Source organism: Paractinoplanes brasiliensis (assembly GCF_004362215.1).
In the GTDB taxonomy this organism is placed as follows: Bacteria; Actinomycetota; Actinomycetes; order Mycobacteriales; family Micromonosporaceae; genus Actinoplanes; species Actinoplanes brasiliensis.
On sequence record NZ_SNWR01000002.1, the window covers coordinates 974,536 to 998,638 of the forward strand.

Below are 24,103 nucleotides of genomic sequence, written 5' to 3' on the forward strand. Positions count from 1 at the left end.
CGGTCGGCCCGCTCGGCCGCCCGCGATCTCGTTGTGGCGGAGTGGGCGCGTGGGCTGCGAGTTCTGTCAGGCCAGGCCCAGGCCGCGGCGACCGGTCTCGTTCAGGCCGGCCTCGGTGAAGCGGTTCTTCCAGTCGCGTTCGTAGTGCTCGGCCGGGAAGTCGGACGGGCTCGAACCGGTCAGGAAGGCCTCACGCACCGACGCCGCGTATGCCTCGTTGCGGGGGCACCACGGGGCCGCGGGGATGTACATGACGTTGCCCCAGCCTTTCTGGTCCTGGACCGGGGCGACGCTGTGGATCATGTCGCAGTGCCACCAGACGGAGTCACCCGCCTGCACGTCGGGGATGCCGGCCAACGCCTCCATCAGCAGCCCGTGCCACTTGTCGGTGGCCGGGAACACCTGGTTGACGGTGACGCCGCACATGTCGTCGTCCGGTACATCGTTGAGCAAGGGTCTCAACATGAGGTACGCCATCGCGCCGGGGATCGGGACGGTGTGCAGGACGCCCTGGTCGTGGGCCATGTCGGAGAGCGCCGTCCAGCCCTGGAACGTGCGGAACGCCGAGCACATGGTGGAGCCGGGATACTGCGGGCCGGACGTGCGGTAGGCCGCGTCCCAGGGGTCGTACTTCTCCACAGACCCGTCGAACAGGTGGCGGAAGGCCTGTTGATAAGCCTGCGTCATCCACAGGTCGAGGGTGCCAGGGTCGAGGTGGGTCCCCAGGCCGGCCGAGTCGGCGCCCTCGGGACGGCGGCGGATGCGGTCGGGGTAGAGCGAGTCGCGTTCCGGGTCGAACCACTGGGTGCCGTCGTCCGAGGTGTGCTTCCACTGGCTGTTGAGGAACGCCTGCACGCGGGCCATGCGGTCGCTCTGCCGGGCCTCCATTTGCGCGTGCGACCAGTAGATCGGGTAGATCTCGGGCTTCGAGCCGACGCTGCCGAAGAAGTCGTCGCCGGGGCCGCGGTAGTTCTCGAAGAACTGGTTCTGCTCCACGTAGTCGACGATGCCCGCGTCCCAAGCGAGGGCCTGCTCGCGCGGGAAGTGGCCGCGCACCACCAGGCAACCCCGTTTGCGCAGCTTGGCGACGTCGGCCGCGTTGACCGTGCCGGCCTCGATGTCGTCGTAGGAGATGACCGGCCACACCGTCTCGCCGCGCGCTTTGGCCGCGGCGACGTCGGCCACCTCGGCCGCCATGTCCCGTTCGACAACGGCGAAAACCTCTTCCACCGTACGGCCGGAGGTGGCGATCTGAGCACGCAGAGCGGCCTTGACCTCGCGGATCGCGCCGGTCAGGTCGACGGGCGTCTCCTCCCAGTGGGGGAGCGGCATGGTGGGCCTCCTTCTAGTCATGTCCCTTGACTAGAAAGACGGTAAGCCCCGTGGCGCCTTCTAGGCAAGGCTCCTGACTAGAATGGCGTTGTGGATCCGGCCAAGCCCTCGCAGGAGATCTTGCGGACGCTCACCGACGAGCACGTGTTACGCGCGTTGATGCGCCATCGCCTGCTGACGCGGGCCGAGTTGTCCACAGAGACCGGCATCTCGAAACCCACAGCGGGCGAGAGTGTGCGTCGCCTGACCGAAGCCGGCCTCGTTGTGGACACGGGTCAGCGCACGCCCGGCGGACGGGGCAAGGGGCGGGTCGGTTCGTACTACGCCTTGGCGCCCGGGATCGGCACGGCGTTGGCGGTGAGCATCGCCCCGGAAGGCGTAGTGGCCGAACACATCGACGCCTACGGCGACCTGATGGCCCGAGTCGAAGTCGAGGTCGGCCGCCCGGCCCGCCCAGACGATGTTGCCGCAGCCCTGGCCCGAGCTGTTGATGCAGCATGCAGCACCGCGCGAGCCGGCGGGAACGCTGGGGTTCTGGGCCCGGCGGGGACGTTCAGCGCTGTTGCTGAGCAGGGCTCCGGCGGCGTTGGGCCGGTCGCTTCCTACCCGGGCGGAGCGGCTGGTTCCGCAGGAAAGTCGGGGCCCGGCTCGGGTGGAGATGCGGTGTCTGGCTCCGGTGGGGACAGGGCGGCTGGCTGGGGTGGGGAGGGCGTGCCTGGTTCGGGTGGGGCGCTGGTCGCTGGTTCGGGTGGAGGCAGGGCGGCTGGCTGGGGTGGGGATGGTGTGCCTGGTTTTGGTGGGGCGCTGGTCGCTGGTTCGGGTGGAGGCAGGGCGGCTGGCTGGGGTGGGGAGGGCGTACCTGGTTCCGGTGGGGCGCGGGCGGTCGGTACGGACGTTGTGCGGGCGAGGCTGGCTGTTGTCAGCGCGGCGGATCCGGTGGATCGGCACAGCGGGCGGCTTGTGCAGTTGCCGGATGCGCCATTTCTGCTGGGAGAGATCGACCCGGTGGCGGTGCTGTCCGGTCGTGTTGATGGGCCTGTCCATGTTGACAACGACGTCAACTGGGCCGCGCAGGCTGAGCGTAGAGCCAACCCTCTGGACGACTTCGCGTACGTGTATCTGGATGAGGGGCTGGGTTGCGCGATCGTCAGTGACGGCGAGGTTCGGCGGGGGCATCACGGTCTTGCCGGCGAGGTGGCGCACCTGATCACGGTGGGGCCGGGTGGACGCGCCATGCCGTTGATCGAGGTGTTCGGGGAGTTGGGGCTGCGCAGGGCCGGTGGTGGGACGGCGATCGATGTCGACCGGCTGCTCGCGGAGCGTCCGCGGGAGGTGGTCACCGCGGTGGGCGGGCTGGTCGCGGCCCTCGCCACGCTCATGGACCCCGAGACCGTGGTGATCGGTGGACGGTGGGGAACCGCGTTGATCGACGAGATTCGGCGGGAGACGTCGCAGCTGCCACGGGCCGTGCACGTGCGTGCCGCGTCTGTGGATGACGAACCGTCACTGAGCGGTGCCCGCGCCGACGCTCTCCGCAGGCTCCAAGAGCTGATCGTCGGGCGCTGAGGATCCACAGCTCCTGCCGGATACAAAAGCGCTGGGGATGCTTCGCTCGTGTCGACGGTTCGCGGGTTGGGAGGGCTGGTGGTGGGACGCTGAGGGTGCTTCGCTCCTGTCGACACTCGGCGGCCTGCGAAAGCTGGTCGTAGAGCACCGAGAATCCACCGTCCGCGAACAGTGGCTGGGGGTCAGGCGGCAATCAGTTCGGGGATTCGGGTGAAGAGCTGGGTGGTGTAGTTGACCATTTCGTGGAGCATCCAGTTGCCCGAGAAGAGGAGGGCCGCGCAGACCGCGGCGGCCTTCGGGACGAAGGACAGGGTGGCTTCCTGGATCTGGGTCACCGACTGGAACAGCGAGATGGCGAAACCGACGGCCAGCGCGGTGATCAGAATCGGGGCGGACATCTTGGCCGCGATCGTCATGGCGCCCAGACCCAGCTCGATGATCATCGTGTCGGTCATACCCCTCTGTTCGGGCGGGGTGGGGCCGGGCCGAGTGCAGGACGGTTGCAGTTCGGTGAGAGTGGGCGGAAACCCTCAGGTTCAGACCACCGAGAACGAGGACGGAAGGGACGAACGGCCCGTCAGCGCCCGCAGCAGCACCGCGCCGTCGCCCAGGACTACCGCGATCTTGGCGGCCAGCAGGGTGGCCCCGGCCACGGCGGCGGGGTCGAACTCGACGGGCACACCGGCCGCGGCGGCCACGTCGGTACCGTGGACGACCAGCTCGAACGTACGGGTGGGCAGCCAGTCGCGGACCCGCATGCCGCCCACCGGGGTGGACACCACGTCGTCGTCGGCGACCGTGGCCAGGGCCTGGGTCGCGCGGCCGGCCAGGGCGCCAGCGTCGTCGAGCGCGGCGGCCGACTCCTGGGCGTCGGCGTCGGAGGCGGCGACCGCGGCCGCGTACACGTCGGCGGGCACATCCCGTACGAAGGCGAAATAGCCCTCCGCGGCGGCGACGTTGACCGACTTCGCGGGAGTGGCCAGCACCGGCGGGACCTGGATCAGCGCCGAGCTCAGCGTGTGCCCGATCAGGGCGCGCAGGGTCCAGTCACCGAGACCGGGACCGTCCAGACGGTCGGCGGGGACCCGGTCGACCAGGTCGACGAAGGTGACGGCGGCGGAGCGGTACGTCCGGCGGTAATCCACCCCGACAATCTAGCCAGAGCCGTCGTCCGGGTCAGTTGTCACCGTCGGCGCGGTGCCGTCCGCCCGAGTAGTTGTGGTGCGCCGTCTGGTCGTCCACCGCGCCGTGGCGGGCCCGATACCCCGCGTCGGCTTGTTCGGCATGGGCGGGGGCAGGATGCGCGGGCGGCGGCCACATGCTCCGGGACGGCGAGGCCGCATCAAACGACGGTGGGGCCGCATCAAACGACGGTGGGGCCGCGCCGAAGGGCGAGGCCGCATCGAAAGGCGGCGGGGCGGCGTCATAACGCGGCGAGGGTGCACCGAAGGACGGCGGGTTCGAAGCGGAGCCGGGCCGCGGGGGAGCGTCCCATACAGGCTCCCGCGGCTCCGCATGCATCTGCGGCAACCCGGACGGACGTGGCGGCCGGGGCGCGGCCTCCTGCGGACTCTGCCCCAGCCCGGACGTCGGCGGCGCGTCCGGCAACCCGGACGGCATTCCCCCCGTACGGCCACCCGGCCCCGGCGGCATCCGCGCCGGCGCGGGCGCGGACGGGTCGAGCGGCGCGGGCGGCGACGGGTAGGGCTGCCGCTCCACGGTGGCCTCCGGACCCACGTACGGCTTGGTGCTGTGCTCCTCCTCGAGCCTCCTCAGCCTGGCCCGGGCCCGGCGCCGCGCCGTCACCGCGACCACCAGCCCGATCACCGGGGTCACGAAGACCAGCCACGTCACGAACGGGTCGTCGGGCGCCGCCACCATCAGGTAGCCGGCGTAGCCGAGGAAGGCCAGCCCCAGCAGCACGTCGACCACGCGCAGCACGACGCCCTGGCCCAGCCCGAGCACGGCGAGGATGAGGAACAGCAGCCCGGCGGCGGCCAGTGACCCGGCGTACGCGAGGAACTCGGCGTCCGACATCAGGCCATTCTCGTCTGTTTCAGGATGTTATCGGTGCCATTTCTGGTTCAGCCAACCGTTGCAGTCCCAAACCTGCACCTTCGTCCCGTTCCGGGTGCCGCCGGCGATGTCCAGGTCGAGACAGCGGCCGTCGTGCCGGCTGGTGATGGCGCCGTTGGCGTGGACGTCCCATTTCTGGTTGAGCCATCCGTTGCAGTCCCACAACTGCACCTTGGTGCCGTTGCGGACGCCGCCGGCGATGTCCTCGTCGAGGCATCGCCCGTCCCAGGAACTGCGAATCGTGCCGTCGCCGAAATGGGTCCAGCGCTGGTTGCGATTGCCCGGAATGCACTGCCACCCCTGCACTTTGGTGCCGTTGCGGGTCGGGGTCGCGATGTCGGCGTCCAGGCAACGGCCGTCGTGGCCGCTGATGAAAAGCCCGGTCGTGGCGGCCTGGGCGGGTCCGGCCGGTGCGAGCAGGGCCGCGACGAGGATGGCAACAGAGATTACCGCACGCATGAGAGCCTTCTTTCACGAAGAATGCGGGCGGGGGGTCGATCTACTTTAGGCGTGTTTGCGTCCGGGCGGAGCGGGAACGCAAAAGGTCATGCCAGCACGCGACGACATGCCGGCGACGCTCAAGCGGTCGCCGAAGAAGGCCCAGGACACGTACGCGGAAACGCACGACTCGGCCGTCGAGCAGTACGGCGAGGGGGAGCGCGCGCATCGCACCGCGTTCTCGGCCGTCAAGCACTCGTTCGAAAAGGTCGGCGACCACTGGGAACCCAAGTCGAAGAAGGGTCCCAGCGACTCCAAGGCCGCCGGCGGGCGGGGCACGAAGGCGAAGACTGCCGGCGGGGTGGACGCCAACGCCAGCAAGGAGCATCTGCTCGACGTCGCCAAGCGGCTCGATGTGACCGGCCGGTCCCGCATGACCAAGGCCGAGCTCGTCGAGGCCATCCAGAAGGCGAACAAGCGGGCATCGCGCAAGTGAGCCTCGATCGGTTCGTGCGGGCCCAGGAGGGCGTGTTCGACGACGCGATGGCCGAGCTGGAGGCGGGCCGCAAACGCACACATTGGATGTGGTTCGTCTTCCCCCAGCTCGCCGGCCTCGGCTCGAGTTCAACAGCCCGCACGTACGCGATCAGGGACCTCGACGAGGCGCGGCAGTACCTGGCCCACCCCGTTCTCGGCCCACGCCTCCGTACGGCCGCCGATATCCTGGTGAGAGCCGACAGAAGCGCCAGTGACATCTTCGGCTACCCGGATGATCTCAAGTTGCGCTCCTCGATGACGCTGTTCGCCGCGGCGGCCGACGACCCGGCCCTGTTCCAGCAGGTCATCGACCACTTCTACGACGGCCCCGACCAGCGCACCCTCGATCTGCTGAACGGCTGACCAGGCTCGTCGGCGTGCCCTTCCCGGCGACTCATGACGAAGCCGCAGCCGCCTGTCCACGGTCAGCTATAGCCGCGATCTCCTCACCTGTCAGCGACCGGGACCGGAACGTGGTGGTCCCGAGATCGAGCAGTTCCCGGGCGGCGTCGCGCAAGGCCCCGTACGCCGCCCAGGCCAGCGCGCCGCCGGTGGACACCCGCCGTACGCCCAGCTTCGCCAGTTCGTCCACCGGCGGCGCCCCGGCCACGGCCAGCACGTTCACCGGCGCCGCGACCTCGGCCACCACCCGGGCGATGTCCTCGGGCGCGCGCAGCCCCGGCGCGTACACGACGTCTGCCCCGGCCTGCCGGTAGGCGCGCAGCCGCCGAATCGTGTCGTCCAGGTCGTCGTGCCCGTACAGCAGGTTCTCGGCCCGTGCGGTCAGCACCACCCCGTGCCGGGCGCAGGCCTCCTTGGCCAGCGCGACCCGCCGCGCACCCTCCTCGACGGTCTCGATCCGTTCCCGTGCCGGGTCGTAGTCCTCGATCGAGATGCCCGCCGCGCCCGCCTGCGCGAGCAGTTCGACGGTTGCGGTGACGTCGTCGAAGCAGCGCTCGGCGTCGACGTTGAGCGGCACGCCGATCGCCGCGGTCAGCGCGCGCACGTGGGCGACCAGCTCGTCTCGGGTCACCTGCTGGTCGGCCTTGCCCAGCGTGGCGGCCAGCCCGGACGACGTGGTGGCCAGGGCCGGGAACCCCAGCCCCTCGAGGATCCGCGCCGATCCGACGTCCCACGGGTTCGGCATGACGAACGTGCCCGCCTCGTGCAGGGCCTTGAACCGTGCCTTCATACGGCCGAGCCTACTGGTCTGATCCGTAACTAGTAGGTTACGCTTCCGGCATGGACCGGACGGCGGCTGCTATCGCCGATCCCGTACGGCGGCACATCCTCGCGATGCTGCGCGACGGGGAACTGCCCGCGCGCCGCATCGCCGAGCGGTTCCCGATCAGCCGGCCCGCCGTGAGCCGGCACCTGCGGGTGCTGCGCGAGTCCGGGCTGGTCCACGACACGCTCGTCGGCCGCGAGCGGATGTATCGGCTCGACACCGGCCCGCTGACCGAGGTGGCCGAGTGGATCGCCGGGTTCGGCGCGCCGGTGGCCGGGCTCTGGAGTCAGCGGCTCGACGCGCTCGAGACCGAGGTGCACCGCACCCGGCGCGACCGCCGCGACGCCAAGAACGCGGCCCGGGGCGCCGGAGAAACGGCGACGAACACCCGGGCGGGCTCCGGAGACCCCGCGACGAACACGGCGCAGGACGCCGGAATTCCAGCCCAGGACGCCGGAATGAAGACGCGAACCGCACGACAGGAGGACATCGCATGACCAATCCGCCGACCGGACGACTTGAAACGACGCCCCGAGGGCCCGACCTGGTGCTGACCCGCTCGTTCCAGGCAGGCATCGACGACGTGTGGGCCAGTGTGACCGAGCCCGAGCGCAGCGCCCGCTGGTTCGGCCGCTGGACCGGCGACGACCCCGGCCCTGGCCGCACGATCAAGGTGCAGATGGCGTACGAGGAGAACGCCCCCTGGACGGAGATGCGCATCGACGCCTGCGAGCCGCCGCACCGCCTGGCCGTGACCGGAACGGAGGACGGCTGGCGGATCGAGGTGCAGCTGACCGCGACCGGCGAGCGCACCGAGCTGCGGCTCATCCACCATCTCGACTCCTCCGAGGGCATCGGCGACGTCGGGCCGGGCTGGGAGTACTACCTGGACATGCTGGTCGCGGCCCGCGAGGGCGCTCCGCAGCCGGTCTTCGAGGACTACTACCCGTCGATGAAGGCCTATTTCGAGACTCTGCGTCCCTGACGACGCGCCCGGGTGCGTGATGCGTTACCGTGCTGCGTCGAGCGCCGCCATGCTTGCGGCGGCAGGCTACCGGGGAGGGTGGCATGACGATGGCCGACACGGATGTGGTCGAGGCGCGAGGCCACCGCATCGACGCGATCGCGGCCGCCGCCATCGTGCTCACCGTCGATGCCGTGCTGCTGCTGGTGATCGCTGTGATCGGCGTGCCGTTCCTGATGTTCGTCTTCGGCGACGAGGAGGGCACCTGGCAGCGTCTGTGGCCGTACGCGGCGGGCTGGCTGCTGGCCGTGCTGCTGGCCGCCGCCTGCGCCGCCGCGGTGATCCGGCTGTCCGGTTTCGGCGCCTACTCGATCCGCCGGGCCGGCACCCTGGCCGCGGCGGGCACCGCGGTCGCCGCGGCGCTGCTCGCCGTCCTCTCGATCCGCACCTCGCCCAGCCTGGTGCTGATCGCCCTGCCGTTCGCCGTGGCCAACGTGGCCGCCGCGTTCGTGCTGGCCGGCCCCGAACGGGCGGTGGCCATGGCCGACCGGTTCACGATCTTCCGGCCCGCCGAGCCGCTTGCTGAGGAGCCCGGACCGGAGCCCGCGCCGACGTACTTCGAGGAGGTCGACGAGTCGGCATACGCCCAGCGGCCGGCGCCGGACCCCGCCGCCCAGCGCGACACGATCGACCTGCTCGCCTACAGCGGAGGCCGCCGCACCCGGCCCGGGTCACGCACCGGCCCGAGGCGCTCCCGCGGCCCCGCAGCCCTGCGAACCCTGGCCGGCGTGCAGCTCCCACCCCGGGCCCGCCGCGCCCGCCCGTCCTAGAAGCCCAGGGCGGCGCCGTCGGCCGGGCGGGGACTCGGGCTCGCCGCGCCCGGCTGCTCGGCAAACACGGGCAGCCGGGCGCGTGGGCATGCCGACCGGCGGAAAGCCCACGCGCGAGGCTCCTAGAAGTTGCGCGCGACCTTCTCCAGTTGTTCCCGATGCGCCGCCCAGTAAGCGGCGTCCTCCTCGGGCATGTTGCTGATCGTTGCGCTCAGCCCGGTCGACCCGTCGATCAGCTCGCGCACGATGTCGGCGTGCCCCGCATGCCGCTGCACCTCGGCCGTGACGTGCACCAGCACTAGCCCGAGCGACACCTCACGCCGCTCGGGCGACCACCACGGCACCGCGCCCCGGCCGGCGAGCGGCAGCGACTCGATCGTCGCGCCGGCGTGCGCCCACACCCGCCGGTAGAGCCCGACGATGCCCTCGCGGGTCTCGGAGGCATCGGCCCACATGTCCGCGTTCAACTCGGCGTCGTCCTCCATCCACGGCATCGGCTCGGGGAACGGCCGGCCGAACGTGACGCCGAAGTAGCCCGCTTCCACCCCGGCGCAGTGTTTGACCAGCCCGAGCAGGTTGGTGCCGCTGGCCACCAACGGCCGGCGCGCGTGGTACTCGGAGAGGCCGTCGAGTTTCCACAGCAGCGCGTCGCGCGCGTGCTGCAGGTAGCTGAGCAGATCGGCCTTGAGCGCTGAGTCGTCAACCATGCGCGAGAGCATGCCACCGCCGTACGACAAGAAGTCACCCCGCGCGGCGGTAGGTCGCGAACACCACCTCGTGGTCGACCTGGAAGCCGAGCCGTTCGTAGAGGCGGATGGCGGCCGCGTTCTCGGCCGACACGTGCAGGAACGGCAGATCCCCGCGTTCGAGGATGCCGGCCGCAACCGCCATTGTCAGGCGGGCGGCCAGGCCCTGGCCGCGGAAGGCGGGGTCGGTGCAGACCGCGCTGACCTCCGTCCACCCCGGCAGACGGAAACGTTCGCCGGCCATGGCGACCAGCCGGCCCTCGTGCCGCAGACCCACGTAGCGGCCGAGCTCGATGGTGCGTTTGCCGAACGGCCCCGGCTGGGCCCGCTCGACCAGGTCGAGCATCTCGGGCACGTCGGTCTCGCTCAGCTCGACGGTCTCGGGGTCGTGCACCCCTGTCATGGTGTGACCGGCCATCTGCACGCCGGGTGTCACGGACACCGGCTCCCAGCCCGCGGGCGCGTGCAGCGCCGGGGCGCTGAGCAGCGCACGGTCGGTCAGCTCGGCGAGGTCGGCCCAGCCCCGGCGGTCACCGGGATCGGCCACGGCGCACCACGGCCCGACGTCGGAGAGGAAACGGGCGGCGTCACCGGACGCCTCGGCGAAGCAGGCCTGCGGCCCGGAGAGGGCGGCCCACACGGGATTCTCCAGCACCCCTCCGAGCCTGCCGCCTGCCGCCCATGACCGCCAGCGAATAACCCGAAATTCAGGCCGCCGAGAGATCCCGGGCTTCCTCGGAGGACCGGCGGCCGGCCGCGATCTCGTGCGGCCACACCGGTTTCGAGAACAGGTAGCCCTGCCCGTACGGGCATCCCATCGCGATCAGTTCGGCGCGCTGCCCCTCGTCCTCGATGCCCTCGGCGACCACGGCCAGGTCGAGGTTGCGGGCCAGCGTGACGATCGCGTCGACCAGGGCCCGCTGCTGCTCGCTGCCGAGGATGTCGTCGATGAACGACTTGTCGACCTTGAGCACGTCGACCGGCATCTGCCGCAGGTAGCTCAGCGACGAGTACCCGGTGCCGAAGTCGTCGATCGCGATCCGTACGCCGAGGGCCCGCAGCTCGCCGAGGTCGTTGCGGACCTGGTCGGCGTCGCGCAGCAGCAGGCTCTCGGTGATCTCGAGCAGCAGCCATTGCGGGTCGGCGCCGCTGTCGGCCAGCGCCTCACGCACCTGGTCGACGAACCCGGGCGTCCGGAACTGGCGGGCCGAGACGTTGACGCTGACGTACCGCAGCGTGGTGTCCGGTTCGGCCGCGTGCATCCGGGCGATCTCGCGCAGCGCCTCACAGAGCACCCACCGCCCGATCTCGACGATGGCCCCGCTCTCTTCTGCCGCCTCGATGAAGTGGTACGGCCCGAGCAGGCCCCGGGTCGGGTGCTGCCAGCGCACCAGCGCCTCCATGCCGACGGTCTCGGCGGAGCCGAGGTCGACGATCGGCTGGTACATGACGGCGAACTGCTCGTTGTCGATGGCCTCGTGCAGCGCGGCCCGGGTCTCGAGCCGCTGCACCATCGCGGTGTGCAGGTCGCTCTGGTAGCGCTGCCAGGTGCCCTTGGCCTCACCCTTGGCCTGATAGAGGGCCAGGTCGGCGTGGCGCAGCAGTTCGGTGCCCGAGGCGGCGCCGCGGTTGGTGGCGACCCCGACGCTGGCCGCGCCGCTGACGATGTGGCTGCCGCCGAGGCCGTCGGGCAGCTCCACCGGTTCGGCCAGGGCCTGCACGATGCGCTCGGCGATCTCCTCGGCCCGGGTGGCGTCGTGGCTCTGCTCGATGAGCACGGCGAACTCGTCGCCGCCCATCCGCGCCGCGGTGTCGGCGACCCCGACCACCTGGGAGATCCGCTCGCCCACGCTGACCAGCAGCTGGTCGCCGACGGCGTGCCCGAGGGTGTCGTTGACGTCCTTGAAGTCGTCGAGGTCGACGAAGAGCACGGCGATGACCGCGTCGTCGCGTTCGGCCACCGAGAACGCCTGCTCGAGCCGGTTGCGGAACAGCACCCGGTTGGCCAGCCCGGTCATGCCGTCGTGGAAGGCCAGGTGGGACAGGTCGTCCTCGAGGCGGCGGCGTTCGGTGACGTCGCGCATGGTCAGGACCAGCCCGCCCACGGTCGGGTCGTCGCGCAGGTCGCGGCCGGTGCACTCGATCTGCAGCAGCCGGCCGTCCTCGCACAGCACGGCCAGGTCGGTCGCCTCGGCCTGGTCGCGGCCGGACTTGACGGCGGCCAGGGCCTCGCTCAGCGCGGTGTGGTGGCTGACCGCGATCAGCGCCGGGAGCGGGGTGCCGGCCAGGTCGGGGTGGCCGAGCACGGTGTCGGCCGACGGGGACGCGTACGTGATGGTGTCGTCGCCGTCGACGATGAGGATGACGTCCGACGCGTTCTGGATCAGCGTGCGGAAGTAGGCCTCGCTGTTGCGGCGGTTGACCTCGCCGGTCAGGCCGATGCGCTGCAGGACGACCTCGACCTGGCCCAGCAGCGCCTCGAAGGTCGGCTTCATCTCGCGCAGCACCGTGGCCGGGGCTCCGAGCACGCCGGCGGCGACGCGGCCCTCCCCGGGCAGCGGCATGGTGGCGTACAGGAAATGCTCGAAATCCCCGTGCGGCATGCCCTTGGGCAGCTCCGAGCCCGGGAGCAGGCGCAGACCCGGCTCGTGGGGTGTCGGGGCGTCGGTGGTGAAGTCGAGGCGGGACGGCTCCCCGGCGGGCATGAGCTTCTCGACGGCGTTGCGCAGCGCCTGCGCGACCTCGCGCTCGGTGGTGGCCTCGAACACGGCCGTGCCCGCCTGGTGCAGCGCCCGCTCGCGGGCCCGCGCCTGACGCTGGTCGACCGCCAGGCCGTTGACCCGCGCCAGCACGAGCACGAACATCAGGGCCGCGGCGCCGGCGATGACGGGCGCGTCGACGACACCGCCGCGGGCCACCTCGACGTCCTTGCCGTGCATCCACTCGACGTAGAGCACGGCCGGGGCGATCAGGGCGGCCGCGGCCATCAGGGCGAGCCGCGCGGACCGCAGGTCGGTGCCGGTGGCCTGGGGGAGCTGCTCGGTGAGCCGGCTCATCGACGGCATCAGCGCCGTCCAGGCCGTGGCGGCGTAGAAGACGATCCAGCCGAGGTCGACCGGCCCGCCCAGCGACCAGGCGCTGTTGAGCTGGCTCTGGCCGTAGAAGATGTCGCTGACCAGCAGCCCGGCGATGGCGATGACGATCGCGACCAGCGCCCGCGGCTTGCGGCCCGGGCTGGTCAGCATGCGCAGCGTCAGGGCCAGGGCGATCACGTCGCCGAACGGGAAGCCGATCGAGACGAGCTTCTGCATGAGGGTGAGCTCGTGCGAACGGGTGAACGGCGCGATCCAGTACACCCACGAGAGCAGCCCGAGACCGACCGTGGGCACCAGCGCGTCGAGCAGCGCGGCCCGGTTGCTGGCGCCGCCGCGGGCCCGTACGAACAGCAGGAAGGCCCCGGTCAGCAGCGGGTAGACCATCAGGTAGAGCAGGTCGGCCGGGCCGGGGAAGACGGGCTCGCGGCCCAGGAACAGGATCAGGTTGTAGACGGTGTCGCCGGTCGTGAAGAACACCAGCGCGGCCGAGATCAGATACCACGGCAGGCGGCGGGCGGGCCGGTTCAGGCGGACGCCCACCAGGACCATCGCCGCGCACGAGTAACCCAGCAGGGCCCACGTCACCAGGTGGGCGCCGGGGAAGGCGTAGTAGATCGCGGACAGCGCCACGATCCACGCGCCGAAAGCGGCGCGAACGGCTCGCGTCGTCATCGGCCCTCCTCCGCCTGCGCGTGCAGCTGGTCCTGTCTTTCCATCGGGCGGCCGGGTCGCGGCCTGAGGGAATAGTCGGATCTACCGCCAGGCCGGTGCGTCGATCGTCACCGTACGGTCGGTATCGGCCGATTCCTCCACGGCCAGGGCGACGAGATGGTCGTGCGCGCCGTCGGCCAGGGGATAGGGCGGCGGCCCGTCCCCGCGTACCCAGTCGGCCATCTGCCGCAGCTGCGTGGCGATCGCAATCTCCTCGTCGCTGAACCGAAGACCGGGGAACGGATTGCGGAACAATACCCGGTCGCCCAGCGTGATGGTGTCGGTGTCGAAGCCGTCCAGGTCGAGGTCGTACCCGGTCTGCCGGCGCACCAGCGGCGAGCGTACGATCGTGCGGGGCTCGAGGAGCCGTACGACCTCGTCGTCGCGCAACTCGCCGTGGGTGCCGCGGACCACGAGCCGGCGGAACCGCAGCTGGTTGTGCCACTGGTTGACGGTGAAGTCGTACAGCCCGGACCGTCCGTCGCCGAAGTCGACGGTCGCGATCGTCGTGGTGGCAGGCTTCGGCTCCGGGTCATCGGTCCAGCCGTCACGGGTCAGCGGGTCGACCAGCGGGGCCGTCGTCCGGGTGGCCCGGACGGTCACCTGGCCGCGGCCGACACCCAGGAAGCCGCGCATCATCGAGATCGCGTGATACATGTGCGTCGACGACACCTGCACCTGCGTCGGCTCACCGATAACCCCCGCCCGCACGGCGGCCAGGCGCGCCGCGTGGGCCGGGACGAGAAGGTATTGCTCGGCCACCTGCACCAGCCCGGTGTCGCCGGTGCGCCGCCACAGCTCGGCCAGCCCCTCGGCGGTGGGCGCGGGCGGCGTCTCGGCCAGCACCGGCAGGCCGCGTTCAACCGCTTCGACGATCACGGACGGGCTGGCGCTCCACGACACGGCCGTCACCAGGAAATCGGGCCGGATCTCGTCGAGCGAGGAGAACGTCGGCACCGGCAGATCGCGCGGCGTGCGCACCACCGCGCCGAGGCACTCGAGGCCGGGCAGAGCCGCACCGAGCCGCCAGAACATTTCGGCCCGCCACCCGGAGCCCACCACCGCGAACGACGTCATGCGGCACACACTAGATCCCGGGTTGACCCCGGATCGAGCGGGGAACCGGTCGGGCGTGACACCCGAACAGTCGACGCGCTGGAAAGCGCTCACGGTTGCCCTGGTCGCAGGGTTCATGACGCTGCTCGATGTGAGCATCGTCAACGTCGCCCTGCCCTCGATCCGCGACGAGCTGGGCCTGAGCCCGGCCGAGCTGCAGTGGGTGCTGTCGGGGTACGCCCTGACCTTCGGTCTGCTGCTGGTGCCGGCGGGCCGGTTCGGCGACGCCCGCGGCCGGCGGGACGCCTTCGTCGCCGGTCTGATCCTGTTCACCCTGGCCAGCGCGGCCGCCGGGCTCGCCCGGTCGGCGTTGTGGCTGGTGGTGGCCCGGCTCGTGCAGGGCGCCGCCGCCGGCATCGTCAACCCGCAGGTCTCCGGGCTGATCCAGCAGATGTTCGAGCCCAAGGAGCGAGGACGCCCGTTCGGCCTGCTCGGCGCGACCATCGGCGTCTCCACCGCGGTCGGCCCGCTGCTCGGCGGCCTGCTCATCGCCCTGATCGGCCCGAGCGAGGGCTGGCGGTGGATCTTCTATCTGAACGTGCCGATCGGCGTCGTCGCGGTCTGGCTGGGCATGCGGTGGATCCCCGCGGTGGCCGGAAAACGCCGCGAGAGCCTCGACCCGGCCGGCGTCGGGCTGCTCGGCCTCGGCGTGGTGCTGTTGCTGCTCCCGCTCGTGCAGGAACGCGAGTGGCAGGGTTCGGGCAAGTGGCTTGTCGCGGTGGCGGGCGTGCTCGTGCTGGCCGGCTTCTGGCGGTGGGAACGGTCGTACGGGCGTACCCGCACCGCGCTGATCGAGCTGGGCCTGTTCAAGGTGCGTTCGTACGCCCTCGGCGCGCTGATCGGGCTGCTGTACTTCGCCGGGTTCACCACCATCTTCTTCATCTACACCCTCTATCTGCAGAGCGGCCTGGGGTACTCCGCCCTCGAGGCCGGCCTCGCGATCACGCCGTTCGCGGTCGGCTCGGCCGTCGCGTCGGCGATCGGCGGCCGGTTCGTGCAGCGGTTCGGGCGGCACATGGTGGTCGGCGGGCTTGTCGCCGTCGTCGCCGGTCTGGCCGCCACCGACGTCAGCCTGCGGCTCGTGCCCGGCTCCGGCGGCGGCTGGGCGGCTGCCCTCCCGCTGCTCGTGGCCGGGCTGGGCAGCGGCTTCGTGATCAGTCCGAACCAGACCCTGACCCTGTCGGAGGTGCCGGTGGCGCGGGCGGGCAGCGCCGGGGCCGTCCTGCAGACCGGTCAGCGCATCGGCACGGCCATGGGGATCGCCGCCGTGGGCGCGTTCTTCTTCAACCGGCTGGCCGCCGGCCAGGGCGACTGGGGCGGAGCCTTCCGGGGCGCGCTGTGGCTGACCGTGAGCTTCGTGGCCGTGGCCCTGGCGGCCGCGCTGGCCGACGTGCTCTCAGGACGCAAGCACGCGGCGGACCCCGGCCGTGACCCGGTCGACGTCGCCGGTGGCCAGGACGTCGAGCAGCGCCCCGCGTAGCACCGCGAGCACGGCCGTACGGTGGGCCGGGGACGAGCCGGGCTCGGCGCGGGACAGCAGGTCGAGCCAGTCGGCCACGGTCTCGGCGGCGAACCCCGTCCATGGCCCGTCCACCGCTCCCAGCGAGCGGGCGTAGGCCTCGACCCACAGGCGCAGCACTGAGGCGTTGGCCGGGTCGGACAGCCACTCCCAGATCGCCAGGCCGGCCGAGTCGACCCCGCGGGGGAGGACACCGTCCAGGGCCAACAGTTCGTCGCGACGAGCCCGAGTCAGCAACGCCCTGATCAGCCCGTCCTTGCTCTCGAACAGGAACAGCAGCACCCTCGGGCTGGTGCCGATCGCCGCCGCCAGCGGCCTGAGCGACATTTCCGAAATGCCGGACTCGCGTACGTAGGCGTAAGCCTTCTCCAGCAGCTCTTCCCGTCGCCCGTGCGCCACGACAGGGATACTATCCTGTACTGAAACGACTGTTTCAGTGGGCGGAGGCGGCGATGATCCGGGAATTGGGGCGGCCCGGCGACCTGGGCTGGGTGGTCATGGCACACGGCGAGCTGTATGCGCGCGAGTGCGGCTGGGACACGTCGTTCGAGGCGCTGGTCGCTCGGATCATGGCTGATTTCGCGGGCGGGCGTGACCCCGTACGGGAAAGGGGTTGGATCGCCGAGACGGACGGGCGGCGTGTTGGCTGTGTGCTGTGTGTCGACGGCGGGGATGACACGGCCGTGCTGCGGGTTCTCCTCGTGGATCCGGCCGCCCGGGGACACGGCTTCGGCGGACAGCTCGTCGACACCTGCCTGGACTTCGCGCGAAAAAACGGATACGTCCGGATGAAGCTGTGGACCACTGATCTGCAGAAGGCCGCGACCGCTCTCTACATATCGCGCGGATTCGAGCTCATCAAGGAGGAGCCGCACGAGGGCTTCGGCGCCGGCGAGCTCAACGGCCGGACGTACGCCCGGGAGCTCTAGCCCGCGAGGGCGTCGACCAGCCGCTTCGCCGAGTTGGCCAGGTTCCACCGCTCGGCCAGGGCGATCAGCGCGTCCGGGTCCTGGGGTGAGCGGGGAATCGCCGGGTCGAAGCCGGGCAGTTTCACGTCGAGCACGACCTTGCACACCGGCAGCGCCGCGGCCAGGTAGTCGCGGGAGGCGTCGAGCTTCGTGCGCACGCCCGGCGCGAACCCGGCCTCCGGGTCGTCGAGCGCCGCCAGGATCTGCTCGACCCCGCCGTACCGCATGATCAGCCGTGCGGCCGTCTTCTCGCCCACGCCCGGCACGCCCGGCAGGCCGTCGCTGGCGTCCCCGCGCATCGCCGCGAAGTCGGCATACCATTTCGCGGGCACGCCGTACTTGGTCTCGACCAGCGCGTTGTCGGCGTCCTCGAGCTTGGCCACCCCGCGTCCGCAGTAGAGCAGCCGGGTGCCGCGCTCGTCGTCGACCAGCTGGAACAGGTCGCGGTCACCCGAGACGACCTCGACCGGGGCGGGCTGGGTGGCCGCCAGGGTGCCGAGCACGTCGTCGGCCTCGTACCCCTCGACCCCGAACGCCGGGATGCCCACCGCCTTGAGTACCTCGAGCAGCACCGGGATCTGCTTCTCGAGCGCCGGCGGCACCACTTCGACGTCACCGTGGGCGACCCGGTGTTTCTTGTACGACGGCACCAGCTCGACCCGCCACGCCGGACGCCAGCTCGCGTCGAGCGCGCACACCAGCCGATCGGGCCGCCGCGTGCGCACCAGCTGGGCGATCATGTCCATGAACCCGCGGATCGCGTTCACCGGCTCGCCGGCGCTGGTCTGCGCGGCCTTCTCGGGGATGCCGTGGAAGGCGCGGAAGTAGAGGCTGGGGGCGTCGACGGCGAGCAGCGGCTGTGCGGTCACCGTGCCACCTTAACGGCAGCCTGTCGCACCGCTGCCCTAACGACCGTTAAGCTGACTGTTGTGACGGTTGAACGCATGCTCCCCACCGCCGAAGCCCATGACCTGCTCGACCTGACCCGTGAGCTGTGCGAGCGCGAACTGGCGCCCAAGGCCGCGGATTTCGAGGCGCGCGGCGAGTTCCCGCGGGAGGTGCTGCGCACGATCGGGCGTTCCGGGCTGCTCGGCCTGCCGTACCCGGAAGAGGTGGGCGGCGCCGCCCAGCCGTACGAGGTCTATCTGCAGGTCCTGGAGACGCTCGCGGGCAGCTGGCTGGCGATCGCCGAGGCGGTCAGCGTGCACACCCTGGCCTGCTACCCCGTGTACGCCCACGGCAGTGAGGCGCTGCGCAAGCTGCTGCCCGACATGCTCGGCGGCGAACTGCTCGGGGCGTACTGCCTCTCCGAGCCGCAGGGCGGGAGCGACGCCGCGGCGCTGACCACCCGGGCCACCCGTGACGCCGAGGGCCGCTGGGTCGTCAACGGCGCCAAGGCCTGGATCACCCACGGGCGCGACGCCGATTTCTACAACATCTTCGCCCGTACGGGGGCAGCGGGCGCCCGCGGCATCTCCTGCCTGCTCGCCGACGCGGGCACCCCGGGGTTGGAGCCGCAGAAGGCGGAGAACGTGATGGGCCTGCGCGCGTCGGCCCCCTCGCAGGTCCTCTTCGACAACTGCACGCTGAGCGCCGACCGTCTCGTGGGCGCCGAGGGCGCCGGGTTCACCATCGCCATGGAAGCCCTCGACGCCGGCCGCCTCGGCATCGCCGCCTGCGCGGTCGGGCTGGCCCAGGCGGCGCTCGACCATGCGGTCGGCTATGCCCGTGAACGCGAGCAGTTCGGCCGCCCGATCGCCGAGTTCCAGGGCGTCGGCTTCCTGCTGGCCGACATGGCCACCCAGATCTCGGCGGCCCGTGCGCTGCTGCTCGCCGCCGCCCGCCTCAAGGACGCCGGCCGTCCGTTCTCCACCGAGGCGGCCAAGGCCAAACTGTTCGCCACCGACGTCGCCATGCGCGTGACCACCGACGCGGTGCAGGTGCTCGGCGGGGCCGGCTACGTCAGCGACCACCCGGCCGAACGCTGGTTCCGCGAGGCCAAGGTCCTGCAGATCGTCGAGGGCACCAATCAGATCCAGCGCCTGGTCATCAGCCGCGCGCTGGTGAGAGGGTGACGGCATGGAGAACGCCGACGCCGGGAAGGACGCGTCGTAACCGGTAGGGTGTCGCCGTGGAAGAGATCGACCGGGCGATCGTGGGCGCCCTCACCGCCGACGGGCGCCTGTCGTACACGGACCTGGCCGAGCGGGTCGGGCTGAGCGTGTCAGCCGTGCACCAGCGGGTCCGGCGCCTCGAACAGCGCGGCGTGATCTCCGGGTACACGGCGAAGGTCTCGTACGAGGCTCTGCAGCTGCCTTTGACCGCGTTCGTGGCGATCCGCCCGTTCGACCCGTCCCAGCCCGACGACGCCCCCGAACGGCTGGCCCACCTCTCCGAGATCGACTCGTGCTACTCGGTGGCCGGCGAGGACTTCTACATGCTCCTCGTGCGCGTCGCCAGCCCCGCCGACCTCGAGCGCCTGCTGCAGGAGATCCGCACCGCCGCGAACGTCACCACCCGGACGACAGTCGTGCTGTCCACCCCCTACGAGAACCGCCCGCCTCGTCTCGCCGTGTAACCCCTCATCCCGTACGCCTCGTCACCGCCCCCACAAGCACCAGGCCCGTACCCGAGGTTCCTCGCGAGCTCATCGCCGGTCACGGTCCGTGCCGCGGGCTCCGGCCGTGGTGGGTGGTTGCGCACGCCGGGCCGGTCAGGGCCGGACCGTGGTGCGAACGCACTCCGTGATGTACGGCAGCTCGAACTCGGTGCGTCCGACCAGGTCGGGGTGGGTCGCCATCAGCCGGCGCACCTCCGAGAGCAGCGCTGCCCGGTCGCCCGGGTCCAGCAGAATCACGTGGCTGCGCGAAGCCACCATGTCGATCAGCCGCTCGGGCCCGATCGTCTCGGTCCACTCGAAGTGCGTGATCTCCAACGGCCCGAACGGCGCACCCACCGCGGTCTCCCGATCGGACTCCTGGCTGCCGATGATCTCGCCGAGCCGCCGCACCCAGTTGGAGCGCTCGTCACGCAGGTTCCAGAGCAGTCCGAGCCGCCCGCCCGGCGTCAGCACCCGCCCGATCTCCGGCGCGGCCCGTTCCGGGTCCATCCAGTGCCAGGCCTGAGCCACCAGCACGGCATCGGCGGACCCGTCCGGCAGCGGAATGCTCTCGGCGCTGCCCAGCAGGGCCGCAACGTCCGGGACGGACCGCTTGAGCTGGGCGATCATCCCCTCCGACGGCTCCACCGCGGTGACGCTCAGACCCCGGTCCCGGATCTGCCGGGTCAGCTTCCCCGTGCCCGCTCCCAGGTCGACCACGCGGGGCGTGCCCGCCGGCAGAAGCCAGTCGAGAGCCGCTGCCGGATACGACGGCCGCCCCCGCTCGTAGATCTCGGCAGCCGGCCCGAACGAGCTGGCATGCGCGGCGCGATCGCTCATGTCGACGACCTTAACGATCAAACACATTCTTCGCCGTCACGGGCAGACGCCGGCGGCTCGTCCCAGGTGACTCGGCGTACATCCATTCGGTCCGCTCAGCACGACCAGCGCACGAGGGTGCTGCCGCCGTTCCGGCCGACGCCTGCGTTTTCCGCACGCCGGAAGCGTCGTGGTGCTGTGGGGCGGGGTCGCCGGAGGGCCCGGCGATAATCGTGCGCCATGGATCTTGACGAGTACCAGCGCGGCGCGCTCCGAACAGCTGCTCCGCGTGACAAGAAGAACGAGCTGCTCCACCTGGTCCTCGGACTGGTCGGCGAATCCGGCGAGGTCGCCGAGAAGTTCAAGAAGTGGATCCGCGACCTCGACAGCGACGAGTCACAGCTCGACCGGGCCGGCATCACCAAGGAGCTCGGTGACGTGCTGTGGTATTTGGCGGTGCTGGCCGACTATCTCGACCTGTCGCTCGACGACATCGCGACGGCGAACCTGGCCAAGCTGGCCGACCGTCAGGACCGCGGCGTGCTGAACGGCAGCGGCGACAACCGCTGAGGCCAGAACGACCAGGCCGTCGGGCAGCGCCTCCAATTATTCCAGGAACCGTACCAGGATCCTAGGACGGTCTAGAGGGTGTGGCGCGGGGTTTTGGGGGAGCGGCGACCGGGCAAAGCAGGAGAGAGCCACACTTCCACGGAGGTTTTGAGCGATGAGCTTCACCGACAAGGTCAAGAACGAGGCCGAGGAACTGACCGGCAAGGCCAAGCAGGCCGTGGGACGGGCCACCGACAACGAGCGTCTCGTGGCGGAGGGGCAGGCTCAGGAGACGGCCGCCCACGCGAAGAAGGCCGGCGAACACGTGAAGGACGCCGGTAAGGACGTGCGCGACGCGTTCAGCTGACCAGAAGTTTCCGAGCGCGAAGCAGGACGACGCGCGAGGGATCCAAGGAGACGGCCCCCGGGAACGCACATCCCCGGGGGCCGTTCCACGCTCAGGCAGCGGCTTCCTGTTTGCGCCACCAGTCCTGCCCGGACTCCGGGAGCGTGTCGATCGGGTCGTAGTACGCGTAGAGCTTCGACAAGGCCTCGTCGTCGTGCTGCTCGATGGACGTGCGGTAGTTCTTGGTCCAGTACGAGATGCCGTGCTCGCGGTCGTACTCGGCGATCATGTGCACCCAGCGCTTGCCCACGAACGGCACGTCGCAGACGATGCGCGGGGTCGCGTAGCCGGGCAGGTAGCCCATCAGGTCGTGCTGCAGCTGCTGGGCGTGCCACACCGGGACCCGCCAGTGTTCGGCGTTGGGGATCATGTCGCACATGTAGAAGTAGTACGGCAGGATCCCCGCCTCGCCCTGCAGCCCGAAGCACAGGTCGAGCAGGTCGGCCGTGGTCGCGTTGACGCCGCGCATCAGCACGCCCTGGTTGCGGACGTCGCGTACGCCCACTTCGAGCAGGGTCTGTGCGGCGCGCGCGACCAGTGGGGTCAGCGAGTTCACGTGGTTGACGTGGGTGTGCACGGCCAGGTTGACCCCGCGCCGCTGCGCCGTGATGGCCACCCGGTGCAGGCCCTCGACGACGTCGGGCTGCAGCCAGTGCTGGGGCAGGCCCATCAGCGCCTTGGTGGCCAGCCGGATGTCGCGGACCGTGGGCACCGAGAGCAGGCCCATCAGGTACGCCTCGAGCTGCTTCCACGGCACGTTGGCCACGTCGCCGCCGCTGACCACCACGTCCCGTACGCCGGGGTGGGCCTTCAGGTAGGCCAGGTGCGCGTCGTAGCGGTCGACGGGCTTGAGGGTGAGCTTGAGTTTGTCGACCGTGGGAGTGCTGTTGCCGACGAGGTCCATGCGGGTGCAGTGGCCGCAGTACTGGGGGCAGGTCGACAGCAGTTCGGCCAGGACCTTGGTGGGGTAGCGGTGGGTGAGGCCCTCGGCGACCCACATGTCGTGCTCGTGCAGCGAGTCGCGGGTGGCGTGCGGGTGTGACGGCCAGTCGAGGTGACGGTCGGTGGCCACCGGCAGCATGTAACGGCGGATCGGGTCGGCGTAGAACGTCTCCGTCGTCGGCGCCTGGTTGGGGACCATGGTGTTGAGCATCTGCGGCGGGATCAGCATCGACATCGTGGCCAGGCGCCTCTGGTCGGTCTCGAGGTCGGTGTAGAAGCTCTCGTCGAGCAGCTCGCCCATGACCGCGCGCAGCTGCTTGACGTTCTTGACGCAGTTGACCCGCTGCCACTGGGCGGACTGCCATTGCGACTCGGTCACGTCGCGCCAGCCGGGGAACCGCGTCCAGTCGGGTTCGACCAGGGTGCGGCGGTGGTACTCGTACGGCTGTCCGGCGGGCTGGGTCGTCACTTCAGGCTCCCTGATCGATCGTTCGGACGGCTCCAACGTACTGGAGAATTTGCTGTCTGGTAAACAGTCAACCGAAGGATTTACGGTGGCACCGAGGGCGAGGCCCTTGATTTCTTGTTAGGGGTGGGGCGAATGACGTCTTCTGCCGGACTTGACCGGGTGCTGGAGCCCGCCGGGGTGCTGCCGCAGGCGGCCTGGCGACTGGATGCGAGCCCCGAGATCAAGGACGACGAGATTCGCGTACGGGTGGAACGCCTGAACCTGGACGCCGCCAGTTACCGCCAGCTGGCCGAGAAGCACGGCGGCGACGGTGACGCGATCCGCGCCGAGGTCCTGGAGATCGTCGAGACGCGCGGCAAGATGCACAACCCCGTCACCGGTTCGGGTGGCATGCTGATCGGCGTCGTGGACGAGGTCGGCCCGCGCTCGCCGCTCGGCGTCAAGAAGGGTGACCGTGTCGCCACGCTGGTCTCGCTGACCCTGACCCCGCTGCGCATCTCCGACGGCCTCGGGGGCTGGGACGGCAAGTCCGAGCAGGTGCCCGCCGAGGGAACCGCGATCCTGTTCGGCCGCTCGATCGTCGGCGTCCTCCCCGGCGACCTCGCGCCCGAATTGGCCCTCGCGGTCTACGACGTCTGCGGCGCCCCCGCCCTCACCGACCGCATTGTCCGCAAATATCAGGACGCGCGGGTGGCCGGCGCCAACAAGCTGGGCGCGGCTCCCGAGACGCGCGTCGCTGTTCTCGGCGGCGCCGGCAAGAGCGGCTCCCTCGCCCTGGCCGCCGCCCGCCTGGCGGGTGCCCGAACAATGGGAATCGTCCGGAACGAGCGGGAGCGCGCGGTGTTGACGCAGGCCGGAGTGGCCGACGAGGTGGCCGTCGCAGACGCCCGCAACCCGGTCGAGGTGGCGAATGCCGTCGGCGACCCCGCCACGATCACGGTCGTCTGCGTCGACGTCCCCGGCTGCGAGCACGGCGCGATCCTGGCCACCGCCCCCGGCGGAACAGTGATCTTCTTCTCGATGGCGACCAGCTTCCCCGCCGCCGCCCTGGGCGCCGAAGGGCTTGCCGCCGACGTCACGATGCTGATCGGCAACGGGTACGTGCCGGGTCACGCGGAGTTCGCCGTCGACCTTCTCCGTCGTGTCCCGGCGGTCCGGTCCCTTTTCGAGGCACGAGTCGCGGGACACTGACG

General features: G+C 70.8%; 27 protein-coding genes and 1 pseudogene. 14 read left to right on the top strand and 14 right to left on the bottom strand.

Going from position 1 to position 24,103, the window contains the following annotated elements:
- Window positions 1-66: 66 nt before the first annotated feature.
- Window positions 67-1,332, bottom strand: coding sequence for a DUF1479 domain-containing protein (locus tag C8E87_RS36475; RefSeq protein WP_203720574.1), 1,266 nt, complete (start codon window positions 1,330-1,332; stop codon window positions 67-69).
- Between the two features lie 90 nt (window positions 1,333-1,422).
- Between C8E87_RS36475 and C8E87_RS47030 the strand changes: the two are divergent.
- Window positions 1,423-1,587 (top strand): annotated as a pseudogene (locus C8E87_RS47030) (winged helix-turn-helix domain-containing protein); the annotation flags it as partial.
- Window positions 1,588-2,268: 681 nt separating this feature from the next.
- Window positions 2,269-2,898 (top strand): ROK family protein, encoded by a 630-nt coding sequence (locus C8E87_RS47035; protein ID WP_243755207.1) that lies wholly within the window; start codon window positions 2,269-2,271, stop codon window positions 2,896-2,898.
- A gap of 182 nt (window positions 2,899-3,080) precedes the next feature.
- On the opposite strand, the gene fliQ is transcribed toward C8E87_RS47035, so the two are convergent.
- The 4 genes from fliQ to C8E87_RS36505 form a co-directional block, all read right to left on the bottom strand.
- On the bottom strand, window positions 3,081-3,353 hold the full coding sequence (fliQ, locus tag C8E87_RS36490; RefSeq protein ID WP_133877944.1) for a flagellar biosynthesis protein FliQ: 273 nt from the start codon (window positions 3,351-3,353) through the stop codon (window positions 3,081-3,083).
- A gap of 81 nt (window positions 3,354-3,434) precedes the next feature.
- Entirely contained in the window at window positions 3,435-4,043 is a 609-nt protein-coding gene (locus tag C8E87_RS36495; protein ID WP_133877945.1) for a maleylpyruvate isomerase N-terminal domain-containing protein, read from the bottom strand.
- A gap of 31 nt (window positions 4,044-4,074) precedes the next feature.
- Window positions 4,075-4,935, bottom strand: a complete 861-nt coding sequence (locus tag C8E87_RS36500; protein WP_133877946.1) for a hypothetical protein — start codon at window positions 4,933-4,935, stop codon at window positions 4,075-4,077.
- A gap of 27 nt (window positions 4,936-4,962) precedes the next feature.
- The gene (locus C8E87_RS36505; RefSeq protein ID WP_133877947.1) at window positions 4,963-5,433 is read right to left on the bottom strand and encodes an RICIN domain-containing protein; all 471 of its coding nucleotides are present in this window, start codon (window positions 5,431-5,433) and stop codon (window positions 4,963-4,965) included.
- Window positions 5,434-5,521: 88 nt separating this feature from the next.
- Between C8E87_RS36505 and C8E87_RS36510 the strand changes: the two genes are divergently transcribed.
- Both C8E87_RS36510 and C8E87_RS36515 read left to right on the top strand, forming a co-directional pair.
- The gene (locus C8E87_RS36510; RefSeq protein ID WP_133877948.1) at window positions 5,522-5,908 is read left to right on the top strand and encodes a ChaB family protein; all 387 of its coding nucleotides are present in this window, start codon (window positions 5,522-5,524) and stop codon (window positions 5,906-5,908) included.
- Window positions 5,905-6,312 (top strand): DUF1810 domain-containing protein, encoded by a 408-nt coding sequence (locus C8E87_RS36515; protein WP_203720575.1) that lies wholly within the window; start codon window positions 5,905-5,907, stop codon window positions 6,310-6,312. The genes C8E87_RS36510 and C8E87_RS36515 overlap by 4 nt, the downstream gene beginning before the upstream one ends.
- Window positions 6,313-6,343: 31 nt before the next feature.
- Here C8E87_RS36515 and C8E87_RS36520 read toward each other — a convergent pair whose 3' ends face one another.
- A complete protein-coding gene (locus C8E87_RS36520; protein WP_133877949.1) occupies window positions 6,344-7,141 on the bottom strand; it encodes an isocitrate lyase/PEP mutase family protein in 798 nt (265 codons plus the stop codon).
- 50 nt (window positions 7,142-7,191) lie between these two features.
- Here C8E87_RS36520 and C8E87_RS36525 point away from each other — a divergent pair, with 50 nt between their 5' ends.
- The 3 genes from C8E87_RS36525 (at window position 7,192) to C8E87_RS36535 (ending at window position 8,971) form a co-directional block, all read left to right on the top strand.
- The gene (locus C8E87_RS36525) at window positions 7,192-7,674 is read left to right on the top strand and encodes a metalloregulator ArsR/SmtB family transcription factor (protein ID WP_133877950.1); all 483 of its coding nucleotides are present in this window, start codon (window positions 7,192-7,194) and stop codon (window positions 7,672-7,674) included.
- On the top strand, window positions 7,671-8,162 hold the full coding sequence (locus C8E87_RS36530; RefSeq protein WP_133877951.1) for an SRPBCC family protein: 492 nt from the start codon (window positions 7,671-7,673) through the stop codon (window positions 8,160-8,162). The genes C8E87_RS36525 and C8E87_RS36530 overlap by 4 nt, the downstream gene beginning before the upstream one ends.
- An 83-nt stretch (window positions 8,163-8,245) precedes the next feature.
- Window positions 8,246-8,971, top strand: a complete 726-nt coding sequence (locus tag C8E87_RS36535) for a hypothetical protein (RefSeq protein WP_133877952.1) — start codon at window positions 8,246-8,248, stop codon at window positions 8,969-8,971.
- Between the two features lie 122 nt (window positions 8,972-9,093).
- Here C8E87_RS36535 and C8E87_RS36540 read toward each other — a convergent pair whose 3' ends face one another.
- From C8E87_RS36540 to C8E87_RS36555, 4 genes are all read right to left on the bottom strand, one after another.
- Window positions 9,094-9,678 carry a DinB family protein gene (locus tag C8E87_RS36540; RefSeq protein WP_133877953.1) on the bottom strand — a complete coding sequence of 195 codons (585 nt, stop codon included), beginning with the start codon at window positions 9,676-9,678 and terminating at the stop codon, window positions 9,094-9,096.
- A 34-nt stretch (window positions 9,679-9,712) separates the two neighbouring features.
- The gene (locus C8E87_RS36545; RefSeq protein ID WP_133877954.1) at window positions 9,713-10,372 is read right to left on the bottom strand and encodes a GNAT family N-acetyltransferase; all 660 of its coding nucleotides are present in this window, start codon (window positions 10,370-10,372) and stop codon (window positions 9,713-9,715) included.
- 52 nt (window positions 10,373-10,424) lie between these two features.
- Window positions 10,425-13,484 (bottom strand): putative bifunctional diguanylate cyclase/phosphodiesterase, encoded by a 3,060-nt coding sequence (locus tag C8E87_RS36550; protein ID WP_133877955.1) that lies wholly within the window; start codon window positions 13,482-13,484, stop codon window positions 10,425-10,427.
- Between the two features lie 81 nt (window positions 13,485-13,565).
- Window positions 13,566-14,600 carry a Gfo/Idh/MocA family protein gene (locus tag C8E87_RS36555; RefSeq protein WP_133877956.1) on the bottom strand — a complete coding sequence of 345 codons (1,035 nt, stop codon included), beginning with the start codon at window positions 14,598-14,600 and terminating at the stop codon, window positions 13,566-13,568.
- Here C8E87_RS36555 and C8E87_RS36560 point away from each other — a divergent pair.
- Window positions 14,599-16,119, top strand: coding sequence for an MFS transporter (locus C8E87_RS36560; protein ID WP_133877957.1), 1,521 nt, complete (start codon window positions 14,599-14,601; stop codon window positions 16,117-16,119). The genes C8E87_RS36555 and C8E87_RS36560 overlap by 2 nt on opposite strands.
- Here the strand turns inward: C8E87_RS36560 and C8E87_RS36565 are convergent.
- Window positions 16,036-16,557, bottom strand: coding sequence for a TetR/AcrR family transcriptional regulator (locus C8E87_RS36565; RefSeq protein WP_239080089.1), 522 nt, complete (start codon window positions 16,555-16,557; stop codon window positions 16,036-16,038). The two genes, C8E87_RS36560 and C8E87_RS36565, sit on opposite strands and share 84 nt — an antisense overlap.
- Window positions 16,558-16,610: 53 nt before the next feature.
- Between C8E87_RS36565 and C8E87_RS36570 the strand changes: the two genes are divergently transcribed.
- Window positions 16,611-17,087, top strand: a complete 477-nt coding sequence (locus C8E87_RS36570) for a GNAT family N-acetyltransferase (protein ID WP_133877958.1) — start codon at window positions 16,611-16,613, stop codon at window positions 17,085-17,087.
- On the opposite strand, the gene C8E87_RS36575 is transcribed toward C8E87_RS36570, so the two are convergent.
- Window positions 17,084-17,995 (bottom strand): 5'-3' exonuclease, encoded by a 912-nt coding sequence (locus tag C8E87_RS36575; protein ID WP_133877959.1) that lies wholly within the window; start codon window positions 17,993-17,995, stop codon window positions 17,084-17,086. The genes C8E87_RS36570 and C8E87_RS36575 overlap by 4 nt on opposite strands.
- Window positions 17,996-18,055: 60 nt before the next feature.
- Here C8E87_RS36575 and C8E87_RS36580 point away from each other — a divergent pair, with 60 nt between their 5' ends.
- Both C8E87_RS36580 and C8E87_RS36585 read left to right on the top strand, forming a co-directional pair.
- Window positions 18,056-19,201 (top strand): acyl-CoA dehydrogenase family protein, encoded by a 1,146-nt coding sequence (locus C8E87_RS36580; RefSeq protein WP_133877960.1) that lies wholly within the window; start codon window positions 18,056-18,058, stop codon window positions 19,199-19,201.
- 56 nt (window positions 19,202-19,257) lie between these two features.
- Window positions 19,258-19,704, top strand: a complete 447-nt coding sequence (locus C8E87_RS36585; protein WP_133877961.1) for an Lrp/AsnC family transcriptional regulator — start codon at window positions 19,258-19,260, stop codon at window positions 19,702-19,704.
- Window positions 19,705-19,839: 135 nt separating this feature from the next.
- Here the strand turns inward: C8E87_RS36585 and C8E87_RS36590 are convergent, their stop codons facing one another.
- Complete coding sequence (locus tag C8E87_RS36590) at window positions 19,840-20,565, bottom strand: class I SAM-dependent methyltransferase (protein ID WP_133877962.1); 726 nt, start codon at window positions 20,563-20,565, stop codon at window positions 19,840-19,842.
- A gap of 219 nt (window positions 20,566-20,784) precedes the next feature.
- On the opposite strand from C8E87_RS36590, the gene C8E87_RS36595 reads away from it, so the two are divergent.
- Both C8E87_RS36595 and C8E87_RS36600 read left to right on the top strand, forming a co-directional pair.
- Window positions 20,785-21,114: a nucleoside triphosphate pyrophosphohydrolase family protein gene (locus tag C8E87_RS36595; protein WP_133877963.1), complete on the top strand. Its 330-nt coding sequence runs from the start codon at window positions 20,785-20,787 to the stop codon at window positions 21,112-21,114.
- A gap of 154 nt (window positions 21,115-21,268) precedes the next feature.
- The gene (locus C8E87_RS36600) at window positions 21,269-21,460 is read left to right on the top strand and encodes a CsbD family protein (protein ID WP_133877964.1); all 192 of its coding nucleotides are present in this window, start codon (window positions 21,269-21,271) and stop codon (window positions 21,458-21,460) included.
- A gap of 91 nt (window positions 21,461-21,551) precedes the next feature.
- Here the strand turns inward: C8E87_RS36600 and C8E87_RS36605 are convergent, their stop codons facing one another.
- On the bottom strand, window positions 21,552-22,910 hold the full coding sequence (locus C8E87_RS36605; protein ID WP_133877965.1) for a KamA family radical SAM protein: 1,359 nt from the start codon (window positions 22,908-22,910) through the stop codon (window positions 21,552-21,554).
- A 132-nt stretch (window positions 22,911-23,042) separates the two neighbouring features.
- Here C8E87_RS36605 and kdd point away from each other — a divergent pair, with 132 nt between their 5' ends.
- On the top strand, window positions 23,043-24,101 hold the full coding sequence (gene kdd / locus C8E87_RS36610) for an L-erythro-3,5-diaminohexanoate dehydrogenase (RefSeq protein ID WP_133877966.1): 1,059 nt from the start codon (window positions 23,043-23,045) through the stop codon (window positions 24,099-24,101).
- Window positions 24,102-24,103 lie beyond the last annotated feature (2 nt).